The sequence below is a fragment of the Caballeronia calidae genome (assembly GCF_900044055.2).
Taxonomy (GTDB): domain Bacteria; phylum Pseudomonadota; class Gammaproteobacteria; order Burkholderiales; family Burkholderiaceae; genus Caballeronia; species Caballeronia calidae.
In genome coordinates, this window is the sequence record NZ_FCOX02000013.1 from 1 (window position 1) to 15,697 (window position 15,697).

Below are 15,697 nucleotides of genomic sequence, written 5' to 3' on the forward strand. Positions count from 1 at the left end.
GGTGTGAAGTACTTTGGATGGGGATAGCTGTTTCTTTGGTTACTTTCTTTGCAGCAGCAAAGAAAGTGACTGCCGCCACGCACAGGGGCAACGCTAATAGACCACTAAGAAAACAGGATTTCATGAAAGCGCACGCAGGGACACCCGCCCCAGAGGCAGCATCAAACCTCACCCCCGCGTGCCACGCGAAATCTCGGTTCCAGCATCATGCGCAAGCCGCGCAGTAATCGGCATCGAAAGAAACGAGAACAACCCAACGACGACGAACGCGGGCCAGAAGTCGGACCATTGCACGCTCGCATGACCGTTCAGATATTGCGAGAGCTCGAGCGTAATCCCCGCGACGGTCACGCCGAGACCAAGCGACACCTGCTGCACGAAGCTCGCGAGACTCGTCGCGCGGCCGACATCGCGTGTTTCGATCTCCGCATACGCAAGCGAGTTGAGACTCGTGAACTGCAACGCGGGAAAGAAGCCGCCGAGCAGCACGACGGCCCAGATCACCCACGTCGGGGTGCCGGGAAAGAACGCGCCGCATGCCGCGATAGCGATGCCCGACAGCGCCGCGTTGTAGAAGAGCGTCTGACGGAAGCCGAAGCGATGCAGCACGCGCGATGCGAGCGAGCGCATGAACATGCCGCCGAACGCGGACGCGCAGGTGATCGCGCCGGACTTGAACGCAGTCATGCCGAGACCTTCCTGCAGCGCGAGCGGCAGAAGGAACGGCACGGCGCCGAGCCCGATGCGAAACATCGAGCCGCCGAGCACGCTCGCCTGAAACGTCGGCACGCGGAAGAAGCGCAGGTCGAGCAGCGGCTTCTCCGCGCGGCGCGCGTGGACGCAGTACAGCATGACCAGCAGCGCGCCGGCTGCGCACATCGCGTAGGCCGTGCCCTGAGGAATCAGTTCACCGCCGACGAGCGAGAGACCGAGCATCAGCAACACGCCGGCGCTCGCCGAGAGGAAGAAGCCAAACCAGTCGAGCCGGCCCGGATGCTCCTCGTGCGAGTTGGCGATGTAGCGGTTGGTCAGCCAGATACCGGCGATGCCGATCGGGATGTTGATGAAGAAGATCAGGCGCCAGTGCAGGTAGGTGGTGATGAAGCCGCCGAGCAGCGGTCCGACCGCTGGTCCGAGCATTGCGGGCACCGAGAGATAGTTCATCGCGCGAATGAACTCCGAGCGACGCACCGAGCGGAAGATGATGATGCGGCCGACGGGCACCATCATCGCGCCGCCGACGCCCTGGATGAAGCGCGCGACGGTGAAAGGGCCGAGCGACGTGGAGGCCGCGCAGAGCAGCGAGCCGACGACGAACACGCCGATGGCCGTGCGGAACACGGCGCGTGCGCCGAAGCGGTCGGCGACCCAGCCGCAGATCGGAATGAAGACGCCGAGCCCGAGCACATAGCTCGTGACGGCGACCTTCAACGTGACGGGATCGCGTCCAAAGGCGCGCGCCATTTCGGGAATCGCGGTGACGATGACATTGGCGTCGACGCTTTCCATGAACATCGCACACGCGACGATGAGAGGGGCAATGAAAGCTTTGACGGCAAGCGGCATGGTGAATCGCGATCAACTCTTGGCGGCAAGAGCGGCGATTATGGCATCGATATGGAGCAGTCGCTGAGTGATCGACGCGCATTGCGTGGTGCGATGAACATTGAACGAGGAGTGAAGAAGCGATGGATCCGCAGGACCTGCAACGTCTCGTCACGCAGACGATGCCCTATGGCAAGTACAAGGACAGGCTCATCGCCGATCTGCCTGGTCACTATCTCGCGTGGTTCGCGCGTGAGGGTTTTCCAGAGGGCAAGCTCGGCAAGCTGCTCGCGTTGATGCACGAGATCGATCACAACAACCTGCGCTCGCTGCTCGATCCTTTGCGCGGCCGATGAGGCCGCGGAAGCGCGTTTCGCCCTAAAACGAGCCGTTGCGTTTACACGCTATAGGTTGTATCGACAAGATTCGAGTGCACAAGATATTGTGGAAATGCGAGACATCAAATGCTAAACTTCGGCAACGAATTCGAAGCATGCAGCAGGCAGTAGAGCGCGGTTCAGCATGTCCGCGCGCTTGGTCTTCGAGTGGCGCGGCATGTGTTCGATGACACGCATCGAAGGTCATCGAAGAGAGCGAGCGAAGGTAGCAAGTCCATCGCTTCACGACGCATGTTTCGCATCGCATCGAGTGTCATCGAGAGACAGCGATCGATGACCGAAGCGAGTCACGCTTCGATATGTTCGAGATCGCACGCTGATCGTCGAGTCGATGCTTGCGGTGAAGCGCGCCGCGCTTCGCATCATGCATCGTGCGTCGGCCGCCAAGCCTTATGCGGCAAGGCTTCCAAGGCATCGATGAAGTCAGTCGCAAGCACGTTGCGATGCCTTCGGAGTCACACGATCAGGACCGCTTCACACACGATTCAACAGCTCTCGCATCGCGCTTCACGCACACAGCAGCGAGCCAAGTGTTGTATGCAGGTAGCAACGTCGAATCTAAATCGCATGAAAACGAGAATTTTCATGAGCAAACTCTTTTATCGCTCATGAAAAGATGGTACAAACCGATCTAAATTGATGGTGAGAATTTATGCTCAACTGGGATGACGAGACCACTGCCGTAGCTCCCTCGAGCGCTTCGCAACAGAACGCGTTGCGTCACGCTCAAGGCACGACTTTCGGTACGCAGAGTGCAACGCAAGTTGCGCACGCTCATCAAGCTGCCCATCAGACCGCTCAGGCGAACACGACGAACATCTTCTCCGATGGTTTCGTTCCGCCCGCAGCCGCGACGCCATCGGCCGGCGCGATCGCCGCGCAGAGCGAAGCGCGTGTCAATGTCGCCGACAAGCGCATCATCAACGGCAAGACGGACGTCAATCAGCTCGTCCCGTTCAAGTACAAGTGGGCGTGGGAGAAGTACCTCGCCGGCTGCGCGAACCACTGGATGCCGCAGGAAGTGAACATGTCGCGCGACATCGCCCTGTGGAAAGACCCGAACGGTCTGTCGGACGACGAGCGCCGCATCGTCAAGCGCAACCTCGGCTTCTTCGTCACGGCGGACTCGCTCGCCGCGAACAACATCGTGCTCGGCACGTACCGTCACATCACCGCTCCGGAGTGCCGCCAGTTCCTGCTGCGCCAGGCGTTCGAAGAGGCGATCCACACGCACGCGTACCAGTACATCGTCGAATCGCTGGGTCTCGATGAAAGCGAGATCTTCAACGCGTATCACGAAGTCAAGTCGATCCGTGACAAGGACGAGTTCCTCATCCCGTTCATCAATACGCTGACGGACCCGGCCTTCACTACCGGCACGCTGGAAGCGGACCAGAAATTGCTGAAGTCGTTGATCGTGTTCGCCTGCATCATGGAAGGCCTGTTCTTCTATGTAGGCTTCACGCAGATTCTGGCGCTGGGTCGCCAGAACAAGATGACGGGCGCGGCGGAGCAGTACCAGTACATCCTCCGCGATGAATCGATGCACTGCAACTTCGGCATCGACCTCATCAACCAGATCAAGCTGGAAGAGCCGCAACTGTGGACCGCCGAGTTCAAGGCCGAGATCCGCGAGCTCTTCAAGCAGGCTGTCGATCTTGAGTATCGTTACGCTGAAGACACCATGCCGCGCGGGGTTCTCGGCCTGAATGCGTCGATGTTCAAGAGCTACTTGCGGTTCATCTGCAACCGGCGTTGCCAGCAGATCGGACTTGACCCGCTCTTCCCGAACGAGGAAAACCCGTTCCCGTGGATGAGCGAAATGATCGACTTGAAGAAGGAACGCAACTTCTTCGAGACACGCGTGATTGAGTATCAAACCGGCGGCGCGCTGACCTGGGAATAATAAAAATCCAGGACGTGTTGCAGACGAAATCGATGGGACGATCAGGCAGCAGCGTGTCGCTCACGCGCGCCTGACCGACAAGGTTTAGGAGAACGGTCGCCTGATGCAAAGTGCGCCTACTGACTTGGCGGGCCAAGTGGCTCGAATAGAAGACAGGCGTTTTGCGATCCCTGAAAAGGGATGGGCAAACTTCCCCCCGGAAAATGCCAGCGGCAAGCTCGCTGGCTCGATCAAGCGATGGCCGGCGCCGCGAATACGTGGTGCTGACTCAATTTGGCGCGCGGTGCCTCGGGGCACGGCGCGCCTTGCCGTATTCATTAGCGTAAGCAGGTGGGATCAGCGTACGCCGATGAATAATCCGCTTCGTAGCGTGCGCTGTGAGAGGCGACGCGTGGGAAGCGGGTTTTGACGAAGGGTGTTGTTTGAACTGACTCTCATCTGAAAACCTGAAGGAGAAAAACCATGGCAGTTGCCAAGAAAAAACCCGCGGCGAAGAAGGCTGCAGCGAAGAAAGTCACCGCCAAGAAGGCCGCTCCGGCGAAGAAGGTTGCCGCCAAGAAGGTCGCTGTGAAGAAGGTTGCAGCGAAGAAAGTAGCAGCGAAGAAGGTCGCAGCGAAGAAGGTTGCAGCGAAGAAAGTGGCAACCAAGAAAGTCGCGGCGAAGAAGGTAGCGGCGAAGAAGGTCGCTGCAAAGAAAGTGGCCGCGAAGAAAGTAGCAGCAAAGAAGGTCGCGGCGAAGAAGGCGCCTGCGAAGAAAGCAGCGGCGAAGAAAGTCGCAGCCAAGAAGGTAGCGGCGAAGAAGGTTGCTGCCAAGAAGGCGCCTGCGAAGAAGGCCGCCGCGAAGAAGGCGCCTGCGAAGAAGGCCGCCGCGAAGAAGGCGCCTGCGAAGAAGGCCGCTGCGAAAAAGGCTCCCGCGAAAAAGGCTGCTGCGAAGACCGCAGCCGCTGCGCCTGCTCCCGCTGCGAAAAAGGCCCCCGCGAAGAAAGCTCCGGCCAAGAAGGCCGCTGCTGCGAAGAAGACCACGGCCGCCGCTCCCGCAACGACGGCAACGACCGTTTCGGCGCCTGCTCCGGCTCCGGCCGCTGCGGTCAAGACGGCGTTGAACCCGGCTGCAGCATGGCCGTTCCCGACGGGCAGCCGTCCGTAAGCGCTCGCAGTACGCAGCATCCAGGCACAGTGCGCTGTGCCCTTAGTCCGGGTAATCCTACCCGGCCTGAACCCGTCGCCGGGGCAACCTGGCGGCGGGTTTTTCGTTTCGGCCAACGAATTTCATCGAGCGTGTGTCACTCGAATCCGTGCGCCAATGAAAAAGCGCATGCATCTTTCGATACATGCGCTTTTGTCGGAACGACGCTCGCGTTGAGACGCTACGCCTAATCCTCAGTTGAATCGGTCAGTGAGTAACGCGCGTGACGCCGCCGCTCGACAACAGACGGACTCGCTCGCCCGCCTGAAACACTTCGCCGTTCGCAGTTTGCGTGATGGCGCGCAGGTCGCCGTTTTCGAGGCGGACCGTGATCTCGAGCCCGTTCTTCATCGCGACGCTGTTCTCGACCGCATTGCCCGCGACTGCACCGGCAAGACCGCCGATGATGCCCGCGATGATCGAGCCATTGCCGCCGCCGATCGCGCTCGCCGCCGCGACGCCGCCCAGTGCGCCGCCGCCGATGGTGCCGAGGCCCGTCGGCTGGCCGTTGTTCGAACTGATCTTCACGCCGCGCACGCTTTCGACGGTTGCCATGCGCACCGTTTCCTCGCGCTGCGCCTGCGACGCCGTGTAGACGTCCGAAGAGCTGCTGTTGTACGCGCAGCCCGTCAGCGCCACCGAGCCGACGAGCGCCATGGCCAGCGCGATACGACTTACCGTTTTCATTCCTTTACTCCAGTCACTCAGAACAGGCTGGTTCCGAAAGCCTGCTTGAAACGCTCTTCGATTTCGGCGCGCGTCGGCGCGTAGGTTTGCGGCCCCTGATGTTCGATTTTCAGCGAACCCATCAGACTCGCGAGACGACCCGTTTTCTCCCAGCCAAGCTTGTTTTCGATGCCGTACAGCAGGCCGCCGCGGAATGCGTCCCCGCAGCCGGTCGGGTCGACCACCTGACGCGCTTTCACGGAGGGCACTTCGAGCACGCCATCTTCATGATAGATCTGCGCGCCGTGTTCGCCACGCGTCACCACGAGGGCATCGACGCGGCTCTTGATGTCTTCGATCGACCAGCCGGTCTTGTTGCTCAACAACTTGGCTTCGTAATCGTTGACCGCCACGTAGGTGGCGAGTTCAATCATGCGACGAAGTTCCACGCTTTCCAAAATAGGCAAGCCCTGGCCCGGATCGAACACGAAAGGCACGCCCGCGCGAGCCAGGCCTTCGGCGTGTTCGCGCATGCCCTGAGCACCGTCCGGCGCGACGATACCGAGCGAGATGCCTTGCGCTTCATCGGCGCGGTTCAGGTGCGATTCCATCATCGCGCCGGGATGGAACGCGGTGATCTGATTGTTCGAGAGGTCGGTCGTGATGAAACACTGCGCGGAGTGCTGGTCCGGTAGCACGCGCACGTATTCCTTCGACAAACCCAGCGCATCGAGACGGTCGACGTAGAGTTGCGAATCGGCCGCGCCGAGCGTCGCCATGATCTTCGGATCGCCGCCGAGCAGCTTGAGCGCATAGGCGATGTTGCCCGCGCAGCCGCCGAAGTTGCGCCGCATCGTCGGCACCAGGAAGCTGATGTTCAGCATATGCACCTGGTCCGGCAGGATGTGGTCGCCGAAGCGGCCCTGGAAAGTCATGATGTTGTCGTAGGCGAGCGAGCCGCAGATGAGCGTAGCCAAGGCGAACGTCCTTTACGTGGGGATCCGGGATAAGAGAATGCGCATACGGCGCGCGGCGAGCGATTCACCGCGCCTCGTATGCGCGGACCGCTTTCGCGAAACAGCGGTCCGCGCGAGGAATTACTTCAGTGCGGCGAGCGCTGCGTCGTAGTTCGGTTCCTGCTTGATTTCCGACACCAGTTCCGAATGCAGCACCTTGTTGTTCTCGTCCAGCACGACGACGGCGCGCGCCGTCAGACCGCGCAGCGGGCCGCTGGTGATGTCGACGCCATAGGCCTGCGCGAATTCATGGCCGCGGAAGGTCGATGCCGACGTCACGTTCTCGATGCCTTCAGTCGAGCAGAAGCGCTTCATCGCGAACGGCAGATCGCCCGAGACGACCACGACCACGGTGTTGTCCAGCTTGCCGGCGGCTTCGTTGAACTTGCGCGTCGAGGTGGCGCAGGTCGGCGTGTCGAGGCTCGGCACGATGTTCAGCACCTTGCGCTTGCCCGCGAAGTTCGCGAGCTTGACGTCGCCGAGATCCGTGCCGACGAGCGTGAATTCGGGTGCCTGCTGCCCTGCGCCCGGAAAGGTGCCGCTGACGTCGATGGGATTGCCGCCGAGGGTAACTTGACTCATGTTGCGCTCCAGAGAATTGTCAGATGCTGACGGGAAAATCGCGCGTGCCTGAGCCGCGAGGGCCGTTACGCGCGTCGTATGGAATAGGGACAGGCGGCGTTCGCGCGCCCGTCCGTCATCACGGGTAAAAGACCTGAACCCGGTAATTCGCGGCGACCGCGTCGCCGGTATCCAGCCGGACGACGACCGGCTGCGCGCTCTGCGGCGGCAGGCCGATGGCGAATATCGTACCCGGTCGCGCGTAATCCTGCGGCCAGAGCACGCGCCGAATGGCGACGTTGTTCTTGTCGTCGAGCAGCGTGAGTTCGAGCGCCGGATACGCGAGCGCGACATCCAGCCGATTGCGCAGCTGCAGCTTCAATTCGAGCTTGTGAGGGCCGTCCACCTGACGCAGGCCGGAGCTCTCGATCTGCAATCCGTCGATGTCGCGCGGCGGCGAGATCGTGCAGCCGATCTGCTCGCAGGCTTGCGAATAGAGCGCATGCGAGCCGGGCACGATGACCATCACGGTTTCGCGTTGCCACCATGCGAGCTGCACGAGCAACAGCAACGCCAGCAGCACGGCGACGACAATGCCTACGATGCGCTTGCCCTTGCTGGCACCGGCAAACGCACCGGCACCGACACCCGCAGAAGCAGCGGCACGCGCAGGCGCGCGCGATTCGCGGATGACCGGAAACGCTTCGTTCGCGCTCGTGCGACGAGGGCCGGCATGGGCGCCGGGGGGCGGTTTGCCGCTGAAGCCGGGTTCGTCGTCGTCGCGCCATGCGGATGCGGCCGGCGGCGGCACGGGGCGCGGGGGCGGCGCGTCCGGATCACGAAGCGGTCCGATGAACGGCTCGGCGCGATCGTCGACAGGGCCGATGAACGGCGGCGGGGGCGGTTCGCCGAGCGGCATATGGGCGCCGCCTTGCGCGGAATTCGCGGCATCGGCGTGCGGCGCGCCCACGCGGATGAACTGCTTCAGGCGAGCCGGTTCGGAGGGCAGCGCGGAGGGCTCGTTCGCCGCATCGGACGGCGCTGCCTGCGATGCTTCGGCGCGCGGCGGCGCTGAGCGCGGTGGCGCCGACGGGCTCGCGAATGCGGGAGAGTCGGCGTAGACCGTGCGTTCGCTGTCTTCGCCCGGACTCGTGCTCGCGGCGGGCGAAGGCGCATCCGCAAGTCTTGCCGGACCCGTCGCGCCGAGATCGAGATTGCGCGGCGCGAACGGCCGCGGCTTCAACGGTGCGTCGGGCGGGGCGGGAACATCGGCGGAGGGCGGGGCACCCGCGCCCGAACCGGTCGAGGGACCGACGGCGGCTTCATCGTCGATGATTGCGGCATGCTGGGCGATGCCAGCCGCGGCCGGTTCATCGGGCAGCTCGAAGCGATGATGCGCGGCGTCGAAAACTTCCTGGCAGTGTCCGCAGCGCACGCGGCCGTCATGCGGCGCGAGCAGATGCGGGTCGAGTTTGAATACGGTTTCGCAGTGGGGGCAGCGGGTTGCCAGCGCCATATAAGAAGTGCCGTTGGCCTGACGGCCTGATCGTGGAGGATGGCGCTATTCTAAAGGCTTTCGCGCCGGGTTCCCGCAAGGCACACCCAGCCTTCGTGCTCGCGCCAGACGCTGATGTCGATCCACTTGGCATAGACCGCCGCGACCTCGTCCGCCTGCCGCGCGAGCACGCCCGACAGCGCGATTCTGCCGCCCGGTTTCACCTTTGCGGCGAGCATCGACGCCATCAGCTTGAGCGGATTCGAGAGGATGTTCGCGACGACGATATCGAACTCGCCGGCGGGACACGCGTCGGGCAAACCGTAGGTCACGTCCGCGCGATTGCGCTCGCTGTTCTGACGCGCCGACTCGACCGCCTGCGGATCGATGTCGATGCCGACGACCGGATCCGCGCCGCACTTCTTCGCGAGAATCGCGAGGATGCCCGAGCCGCAGCCGTAATCGAGCAACGATTGCCCCGGTTTCACCGATTGCTCAAGCCACTCCATGCACAGACGCGTGGTCGGATGGCTGCCGGTGCCGAATGCGAGGCCCGGATCGAGTTCGAGCACGAGCGCGTCCGGATCGGGGGCGTCGTGCCACGAGGGCACGACCCAGATGCGCTCGCCGATGGAAATCGGATCGAACTGCGCCTGCGTGAGGCGCACCCAATCCTGCTCCTCGACTTCGCGCACCGTGAACGACGGCGCGTGCTGCAAGCCGATTTCGTTCGCCGCGGCCGTGAGCAACACGGCCGCGTCGGCATCCTCGGCGAGCAGCGCGACGACGCGCGAGCGATTCCACGCGCTCTTTTCGGGCACGAGCCCCGGCTCGCCGAAGAGCGGCTGCTCGTCGGGCGTGTCGGCGTCGGCGTCCTCGACGGACACCGACAATGCGCCGACTTCAAGCAGCGCGTCCGACAGCGCTTCCGCGTGCTCGCGATCCAGTTCGGCGATCAGTTCCCGGTAACTCATGCTCTTTCCCTGCTCAATGCAACTTGAAGCGTGCTTCAGGACTCTTCGGCAACAGCCGCCTGACGCGCGGCGAGCTTGTTCTCGAGATAGTGGATGCTCGTGCCGCCTTCGACGAACTTCGCGTCGATCATCATCTCGCGATGCAGCGGGATGTTGGTCGAGATGCCTTCCACGACCATTTCCGACAGCGCGATGCGCATGCGGTTGATGGCCTGGTCGCGCGTTTCGCCGTAGGCGATCAGCTTGCCGATCATCGAATCGTAGTTCGGCGGGACGAAGTAGCTGGCGTAAGCGTGCGAATCGACGCGGATGCCCGGACCGCCCGGCGTGTGCCACGACGTGATGCGTCCCGGCGACGGCGTGAACTTGAACGGATCTTCCGCGTTGATACGGCATTCGATCGCGTGGCCGCGGAACACGATGTCCTTCTGGCGGATCGAAAGCTTCTCGCCGGCCGCGATGCGGATCTGCTCCTGCACGATATCGACGCCCGTGATGAGCTCCGTCACCGGATGCTCCACCTGCACGCGCGTGTTCATCTCGATGAAGTAGAACTCGCCGTTCTCGTACAGGAACTCGAAGGTGCCCGCGCCGAGATAGCCCATCTTCTTGCACGCGTCGGCGCAGCGGTCGCCGATGCGCTCGATCAGCCGCCGCGCAATGCCCGGCGCCGGCGCTTCCTCGATCACCTTCTGGTGACGGCGCTGCATCGAGCAGTCGCGCTCACCGAGCCAAATCGCGTTGCGGAACGAATCCGACAACACCTGGATCTCGATGTGACGCGGGTTCTCGAGAAACTTCTCCATGTAGACCTGCGGGTTGCCGAAGGCGCGGCCCGCTTCTTCGCGCGTCATGTTGACCGCGTTGACGAGCGCCGCTTCCGTGTGCACCACGCGCATGCCGCGGCCGCCGCCGCCGCCCGCCGCCTTGATGATGACCGGGTAGCCGATCGTGCGCGCAATCTTCACGATCTCGCGCGGATCGTCCGGCAACGCGCCTTCCGAGCCCGGCACGCACGGCACGCCGGTCTTGATCATCGTCTGCTTCGCGGTGACCTTGTCGCCCATCAGGCGAATCGTTTCGGGACGCGGGCCGATGAACGTGAAGCCCGATTGCTCGACGCGCTCGGCGAAATCCGCGTTCTCGGAGAGGAAGCCGTAGCCGGGGTGGATGGCTTCGGCATCGGTGACTTCGGCCGCGCTGATGAGCGCCGGCATGTTCAGGTACGAGAGATTCGAAGGCGCCGGTCCGATGCACACGGCTTCGTCGGCCAGCCTGACGTACTTCGCTTCCTTGTCGGCTTCCGAATAGACGACGACTGTCTTGACGCCCAGTTCGCGGCACGCGCGCTGGATGCGAAGCGCGATTTCGCCGCGGTTCGCAATGAGAATTTTTTCAAACATAGTGGGTCGGCTCATCAACGGGCTCGCGCGAGCGGCCCTCGGGGATCCAATCGGCGGCGCGCTTCGACGGATCGATGCCGCACGAAGCGCGCCAGCGCGTGAAGCCGGGCGGCGGCGGCGAGGCGCATCCGCGGCACGGTCCGATGCGCCTTTAGTCGCCGATCACGAAGAGCGGCTGGCCGTACTCGACCGCCTGGCCGTTCTCGACGAGGATTTCCTTCACGACGCCGGCCTTGTCCGATTCGATTTCGTTCAAGAGCTTCATCGCTTCGATGATGCAGAGCGTCTGGCCTTCCTTGACCGTATCGCCGACCTGGATGAAGGGGTCCGCGCCCGGCGACGGCGCGCGGTAGAACGAGCCGACCATCGGCGAGGTCACGATGTGACCTTGCGGCAAGGCGGCGCCGGCGGGCGCGGCCGGCGCCTGCATTTGCGGCGCGTATTGCTGCGGTGCCTGCATGTAGACCGGCGCTGCGTTCTTGACGATGCGAACCTTGCCTTCGCCTTCCGTCACTTCCAGCTCCGAGATGCCGGATTCCGAGACGAGGTCGATCAGCGTTTTCAGTTTACGAAGGTCCATCGAAAAATCCCCTTTCAATACTTGGAGACCGGGATTGGCCCGGCACTTGACTTGATTTGTGGGTGTTCTGACTGCTCAGCCGCGAGCCGGCGCGGCCAGCCGTCCGACGCGCGCGCGCCCGCAGCGCACTGCCGCGCCCGTGCATGCGCCGGCGGCAACTACGGCGGCAGAATCGGTCGGCACGCCGCGGGCGTTCATGTCGAACGCATCGGCGTGGTCGCTTTGAAGCGCGCGCCCGAACTGCACGCGCCTGACTGCTGCGGATGCCCCGCCCAGGCCGACACCGGTTTTCCGGATGTCGGTCTCGGCGGCAAGGTAGCCTCGTGGCACCGGCAGAGTAGTCATGGGTCGCTTCGGGTTGTGCGGAATTCGGCGCACTTTAGCGCCATTTAGAGAATTTTGTCTAGTTTTACCGTGCGGACCAATCTGAAATGGCGGGACAAATTACCGCCTTACCCGGTTCGGTTAGCCGATCTTGCCGCAAGATCGGCGTTTGTCGCTCTAACTCGCCGCTTACTTAGCGCAATTCGCTGTCTATGAACATCGAATTATTACAGGCTGTCGAGCGTGTGTTTCAGCTCGGCCGGATCGACCTCGCCCAATTTTGTCGAGCGAACCTGGCCCTTCGCGTCGATGACGACGGTGAACGGCAGGCCCCCCGCATTATTGCCGAAGCTGCGCGCAAGATCCGCGCCCCCGAATCCGGTGACATAGACGGGATAGCCGACCGGCACCTTCTTCAGGAAGTCGTTGACGTTCTTTTCACTATCGACCCCCAGCCCGATGAACGTGACGCCCTTCTTCTCGTAGTCGCGCTGCATGGCGGAGAGCGTCGGCATTTCCTTGACGCACGGCCCGCACCACGACGCCCAGAAGTTCACCACGACCGGCTTGCCCTTGAACGCGGCGAGCGGTTGCGCGGTGCCGGAGGCGCCGGGCGGCGTCGACTTCCAGAGTTGATCCACGGCGTTCCCGCTCGCCTGGGTCGCGGCCACGGTATCGCTGCCGGTGAACACGTGTCCCGCGTAGAAGCCGCCGACGGTCGCAGCGACCGCGACCACGAGGGCCGCCAGAATGCGTGTGCTTTTCATGAGCGTCCAGAAGAAAGATCAGCCGCCGATTTCGAGCGGCGGGGCATCGGGATGATCGAGGAGCGAGCGAACGGCTGCTGCGTTCGCGCGGGCGAGGCGGCCGCGGCCATCCGCGCGCACGGCGCCGCGAAGGTCGTCGGTGCCGTAGAGCGCGATATGCACGCCGATGGGCTCCTCGCCGGGCAACCGATGCAGAAAACTCAACGTCTCGACGTAGCCGCGCCCGGCGAAATGCCGCGTCTCCGATACGTCGTACTGCACGTTCGCGTTCAGCAGATAAATCGCGACTTCCTTCGGATTGTCGCAGAAGCATTGCAGATGAATATCCGAATGCTCGCCCGCCGTGCCATTGAGCACCGCGCCCGTGAGATAAGGACCGAACGCCTTGAGCCGCTCCATCCATTCGAGCGCAACTTCGCGCATGCGGCGTAGCACCGCCGGCTGGCTGTCACTCTGGAAAATCGCCTGATACTCGCGGATTTCCTCTTCGATCTGGTCGTTATCGGGCAGGAACTCGCCGCCGATCTTCGCCTCGCCGACCACCTGCTTCGCGGCCTTGCGCTTGGCGGTGGAGTAGTCGAGGCCATCCTCGGCGATCATCCGCGCAGCCGCAATCGCGATTTCCTCGCGCACGCGCTGCGGATCGAAATGTGATTTGCGAACCATGCCGGAATGATACTAGATAACGTCGGACGGCCCTTTTCGGGGCAGCGCTCCGCACGCTTGCACGGGCGAAAGAACGCTTAGCCTGCTCGGTTACAATATGCGCCTTCAGGCGCCTTTCTGCACGGGTTTGCCCTAAGGTCTCCCGTACGGCGCCGTTCCCTGTTTTCCGCATCTCAATCGCCCGCGCGGCGCGACACGTTTTATGCACATCCACATCCTCGGCATCTGCGGCACTTTCATGGGCGGGCTCGCGGTTCTCGCGCGCGAAGCGGGCCACAAGGTCACCGGCTGCGACGCGGGCGTCTACCCGCCGATGAGCACGCAGCTCGAAGCGCAGGGCATCGAGCTGATCGAAGGTTATGGCGTCGAGCAGCTCGCGCTCGAGCCGGATCTGTTCGTCATCGGCAACGTGGTGAGCCGCGGCAATCCGCTGATGGAGGCCATCCTCGATCGCGGCCTGCCGTATACGTCCGGTCCGCAATGGCTCGGCGAGCACGTGCTGAACGGCAAATGGGTGCTCGCGGTCGCCGGCACGCACGGCAAGACGACGACGAGCTCCATGCTCGCGTGGCTGCTCGAGGACGCCGGCATGAACCCGGGCTTCCTGATCGGCGGCGTGCCGCTCAACTTCGGCATTTCGGCGCGCCTGACCGATTCGAGCTTCTTCGTCATCGAAGCCGACGAGTACGACACCGCGTTCTTCGACAAGCGCTCGAAGTTCGTTCACTATCGGCCGCGCACGGCCGTGCTCAACAATCTCGAATTCGATCACGCCGATATCTTCCCCGATCTCGCCGCCATCGAAACGCAATTTCATCACCTCGTGCGCACGGTGCCCGGTGTCGGGCGCATCGTCACGAACGGGCGCGAGGCGGCGCTCGAGCGCGTGCTCACGCGCGGCTGCTGGTCGGGCGTCGAGCGCTTCGGCGTCGAGGGCGGCTGGCAGGCGCTGCCCGTCGAGGCAGGCGCAACCGTCGACGAGCAGTTCGCCGTGTACTGGGAAGGCGAGCGTCAGGGCGTCGTCGGCTGGGAGGTGCAGGGCGAGCACAATCGCATGAACGCGCTCGCGGCGATCGCGGCGGCGCGCTCGGTCGGCGTGCCGGCGGCGCAGTCGGTCAAATCGCTAGCGGGTTTCCGCAACGTCAAGCGGCGCATGGAAGTGAAGGGCAGCGTCGACGGCGTCACTGTCTACGACGACTTCGCACATCATCCCACCGCGATCGATACGACCGTCGCCGGACTGCGGACGCGCATCGGCGACGCGCGCATCCTCGCCGTGCTGGAGCCGCGCTCCAACACGATGAAGCTCGGCACGATGAAGGCGCAGTTGCCCGCGAGTCTTGCGGGCGCGGATCTGGTATTCGGTTACGGCGCGCGCGATGGCCGCGACAAGCTCGGCTGGGATCTCGCCGAGGCGCTGTGCCCGCTCGGCGACAAGGCGCGGGCATTCAACGAGATCGAACCCCTGGTGAAGGCGGTCACGGCCGCCGCGCGTCCCGGCGACCACGTGCTCGTGATGAGCAACGGCGGCTTCGGCGGCGTCCACCAGAAACTGCTCGACGCGCTCTCGGCGCGTGACGCCGGAGGACATTCGTGATTCTCTATCTGCACGGCTTTCGCTCGTCTCCCCAATCGTTCAAGGCGCGCGTGATGCACGCGCGGCTCGCGGAACTGGGGCGGCTCGGCGAATGGCAGTGCCCGACGCTGCCGGTTTCGCCCGGCGAAGCCGTCGCGTTGGCGGAATCGGTCGCGGCCGGTGAAAAGAAGAGCGATGTCACCGTCGTCGGCAGCTCGCTCGGCGGCTACTACGCCACGTATCTCGCGGAAAAGCACGGCTGGCGCGCGGTGCTGCTCAATCCCGCCGTCGTGCCGCAGCGCGATCTGAGCCACTTTCTCGGCGAGCAGCCTTTATGGCATGGCGGCGGCAGTATCACCGTGCTGCCGCGGCATCTGGATGAACTGCGCGAACTCGCGGTCGAGTCGATCACACGGCCCGAGCGCTACTATCTGATCGCGGCGACGGGCGACGAAGTGCTCGACTACCGCACGATGCTCGACCACTATCCCGGCGTGCGGACCACGCTGATCCAGGGCGGCGATCACGCGATCAGCGATTTTCCGGCCTATCTTGCCGATGTCATCGCGTTCTGCGATCAGGCGCCGCCCGCGCTCGTCGCGCCGGCCGTCGCGTGAGTCCGGCGTCGAGCCCAT

Annotated in this window: 16 protein-coding genes and 1 pseudogene; 6 read left to right on the forward strand and 11 right to left on the reverse strand. The window is 63.5% G+C overall.

What is annotated here, in order from left to right; genetic code table 11:
* Nucleotides 1-168 precede the first annotated feature (168 nt).
* On the reverse strand, nucleotides 169-1,566 hold the full coding sequence (locus AWB78_RS14165) for an MFS transporter (RefSeq protein ID WP_062605230.1): 1,398 nt from the start codon (nucleotides 1,564-1,566) through the stop codon (nucleotides 169-171).
* Between the two features lie 122 nt (nucleotides 1,567-1,688).
* Here AWB78_RS14165 and AWB78_RS14170 point away from each other — a divergent pair, with 122 nt between their 5' ends.
* The 4 genes and pseudogenes from AWB78_RS14170 to AWB78_RS43455 all read left to right on the forward strand — a co-directional run bounded on the left by AWB78_RS14170 (nucleotide 1,689) and on the right by AWB78_RS43455 (nucleotide 4,995).
* Complete coding sequence (locus AWB78_RS14170) at nucleotides 1,689-1,901, forward strand: DUF3820 family protein (RefSeq protein ID WP_035507762.1); 213 nt, start codon at nucleotides 1,689-1,691, stop codon at nucleotides 1,899-1,901.
* Nucleotides 1,902-2,595: 694 nt separating this feature from the next.
* Entirely contained in the window at nucleotides 2,596-3,849 is a 1,254-nt protein-coding gene (locus tag AWB78_RS14175; RefSeq protein WP_062605231.1) for a ribonucleotide-diphosphate reductase subunit beta, read from the forward strand.
* A 103-nt stretch (nucleotides 3,850-3,952) separates the two neighbouring features.
* A pseudogene (locus tag AWB78_RS48290) lies at nucleotides 3,953-4,280 on the forward strand (hypothetical protein).
* Nucleotides 4,281-4,311: 31 nt separating this feature from the next.
* Nucleotides 4,312-4,995 (forward strand): histone H1-like DNA-binding protein, encoded by a 684-nt coding sequence (locus AWB78_RS43455; protein ID WP_074173444.1) that lies wholly within the window; start codon nucleotides 4,312-4,314, stop codon nucleotides 4,993-4,995.
* Between the two features lie 246 nt (nucleotides 4,996-5,241).
* Here the strand turns inward: AWB78_RS43455 and AWB78_RS14185 are convergent, their stop codons facing one another.
* From AWB78_RS14185 to AWB78_RS14225, 10 genes are all read right to left on the reverse strand, one after another.
* Nucleotides 5,242-5,721, reverse strand: coding sequence for an outer membrane lipoprotein (locus AWB78_RS14185; RefSeq protein WP_062605233.1), 480 nt, complete (start codon nucleotides 5,719-5,721; stop codon nucleotides 5,242-5,244).
* Nucleotides 5,722-5,738: 17 nt separating this feature from the next.
* Nucleotides 5,739-6,677 (reverse strand): carbohydrate kinase family protein, encoded by a 939-nt coding sequence (locus AWB78_RS14190; RefSeq protein WP_062605234.1) that lies wholly within the window; start codon nucleotides 6,675-6,677, stop codon nucleotides 5,739-5,741.
* Between the two features lie 120 nt (nucleotides 6,678-6,797).
* Nucleotides 6,798-7,298, reverse strand: a complete 501-nt coding sequence (tpx, locus tag AWB78_RS14195) for a thiol peroxidase (RefSeq protein WP_062605235.1) — start codon at nucleotides 7,296-7,298, stop codon at nucleotides 6,798-6,800.
* 118 nt (nucleotides 7,299-7,416) lie between these two features.
* Nucleotides 7,417-8,793 (reverse strand): DUF3426 domain-containing protein, encoded by a 1,377-nt coding sequence (locus AWB78_RS14200; RefSeq protein WP_062605236.1) that lies wholly within the window; start codon nucleotides 8,791-8,793, stop codon nucleotides 7,417-7,419.
* Between the two features lie 50 nt (nucleotides 8,794-8,843).
* On the reverse strand, nucleotides 8,844-9,746 hold the full coding sequence (gene prmA / locus AWB78_RS14205) for a 50S ribosomal protein L11 methyltransferase (protein ID WP_062605237.1): 903 nt from the start codon (nucleotides 9,744-9,746) through the stop codon (nucleotides 8,844-8,846).
* A 35-nt stretch (nucleotides 9,747-9,781) separates the two neighbouring features.
* Nucleotides 9,782-11,149: an acetyl-CoA carboxylase biotin carboxylase subunit gene (gene accC / locus AWB78_RS14210; protein WP_062605238.1), complete on the reverse strand. Its 1,368-nt coding sequence runs from the start codon at nucleotides 11,147-11,149 to the stop codon at nucleotides 9,782-9,784.
* A 151-nt stretch (nucleotides 11,150-11,300) separates the two neighbouring features.
* Nucleotides 11,301-11,729, reverse strand: a complete 429-nt coding sequence (gene accB / locus AWB78_RS14215; RefSeq protein ID WP_062605239.1) for an acetyl-CoA carboxylase biotin carboxyl carrier protein — start codon at nucleotides 11,727-11,729, stop codon at nucleotides 11,301-11,303.
* A 75-nt stretch (nucleotides 11,730-11,804) separates the two neighbouring features.
* A complete protein-coding gene (locus AWB78_RS46505) occupies nucleotides 11,805-12,074 on the reverse strand; it encodes a hypothetical protein (protein ID WP_157697510.1) in 270 nt (89 codons plus the stop codon).
* 206 nt (nucleotides 12,075-12,280) lie between these two features.
* The gene (locus AWB78_RS14220; RefSeq protein ID WP_062605240.1) at nucleotides 12,281-12,820 is read right to left on the reverse strand and encodes a TlpA family protein disulfide reductase; all 540 of its coding nucleotides are present in this window, start codon (nucleotides 12,818-12,820) and stop codon (nucleotides 12,281-12,283) included.
* 18 nt (nucleotides 12,821-12,838) lie between these two features.
* The gene (locus AWB78_RS14225; RefSeq protein WP_062605241.1) at nucleotides 12,839-13,486 is read right to left on the reverse strand and encodes a hypothetical protein; all 648 of its coding nucleotides are present in this window, start codon (nucleotides 13,484-13,486) and stop codon (nucleotides 12,839-12,841) included.
* Between the two features lie 202 nt (nucleotides 13,487-13,688).
* Between AWB78_RS14225 and mpl the strand changes: the two genes are divergently transcribed.
* Nucleotides 13,689-15,083, forward strand: coding sequence for a UDP-N-acetylmuramate:L-alanyl-gamma-D-glutamyl-meso-diaminopimelate ligase (mpl, locus tag AWB78_RS14230; RefSeq protein WP_062605242.1), 1,395 nt, complete (start codon nucleotides 13,689-13,691; stop codon nucleotides 15,081-15,083).
* On the forward strand, nucleotides 15,080-15,679 hold the full coding sequence (locus tag AWB78_RS14235) for a YqiA/YcfP family alpha/beta fold hydrolase (protein WP_062605243.1): 600 nt from the start codon (nucleotides 15,080-15,082) through the stop codon (nucleotides 15,677-15,679). Before mpl ends, AWB78_RS14235 begins: the two co-directional genes overlap by 4 nt.
* The last annotated feature ends 18 nt before the right edge of the window (nucleotides 15,680-15,697 follow it).

Excerpts from the sequence above, each read along its gene's own strand:
- accB (WP_062605239.1), bottom strand. The coding sequence starts at position 11,729 with ATGGACCTTCGTAAACTGAAAACGCTGATCGACCTCGTCTCGGAATCC.
- AWB78_RS14225 (WP_062605241.1), bottom strand. The coding sequence starts at position 13,486 with ATGGTTCGCAAATCACATTTCGATCCGCAGCGCGTGCGCGAGGAAATC.
- AWB78_RS14200 (WP_062605236.1), bottom strand. The coding sequence starts at position 8,793 with ATGGCGCTGGCAACCCGCTGCCCCCACTGCGAAACCGTATTCAAACTC.
- AWB78_RS14170 (WP_035507762.1), top strand. The coding sequence starts at position 1,689 with ATGGATCCGCAGGACCTGCAACGTCTCGTCACGCAGACGATGCCCTAT.
- AWB78_RS14165 (WP_062605230.1), bottom strand. The coding sequence starts at position 1,566 with ATGCCGCTTGCCGTCAAAGCTTTCATTGCCCCTCTCATCGTCGCGTGT.
- mpl (WP_062605242.1), top strand. The coding sequence starts at position 13,689 with ATGCACATCCACATCCTCGGCATCTGCGGCACTTTCATGGGCGGGCTC.
- AWB78_RS14220 (WP_062605240.1), bottom strand. The coding sequence starts at position 12,820 with ATGAAAAGCACACGCATTCTGGCGGCCCTCGTGGTCGCGGTCGCTGCG.
- AWB78_RS14175 (WP_062605231.1), top strand. The coding sequence starts at position 2,596 with ATGCTCAACTGGGATGACGAGACCACTGCCGTAGCTCCCTCGAGCGCT.
- AWB78_RS14185 (WP_062605233.1), bottom strand. The coding sequence starts at position 5,721 with ATGAAAACGGTAAGTCGTATCGCGCTGGCCATGGCGCTCGTCGGCTCG.
- prmA (WP_062605237.1), bottom strand. The coding sequence starts at position 9,746 with ATGAGTTACCGGGAACTGATCGCCGAACTGGATCGCGAGCACGCGGAA.
- accC (WP_062605238.1), bottom strand. The coding sequence starts at position 11,149 with ATGTTTGAAAAAATTCTCATTGCGAACCGCGGCGAAATCGCGCTTCGC.
- AWB78_RS43455 (WP_074173444.1), top strand. The coding sequence starts at position 4,312 with ATGGCAGTTGCCAAGAAAAAACCCGCGGCGAAGAAGGCTGCAGCGAAG.
- AWB78_RS46505 (WP_157697510.1), bottom strand. The coding sequence starts at position 12,074 with ATGACTACTCTGCCGGTGCCACGAGGCTACCTTGCCGCCGAGACCGAC.
- tpx (WP_062605235.1), bottom strand. The coding sequence starts at position 7,298 with ATGAGTCAAGTTACCCTCGGCGGCAATCCCATCGACGTCAGCGGCACC.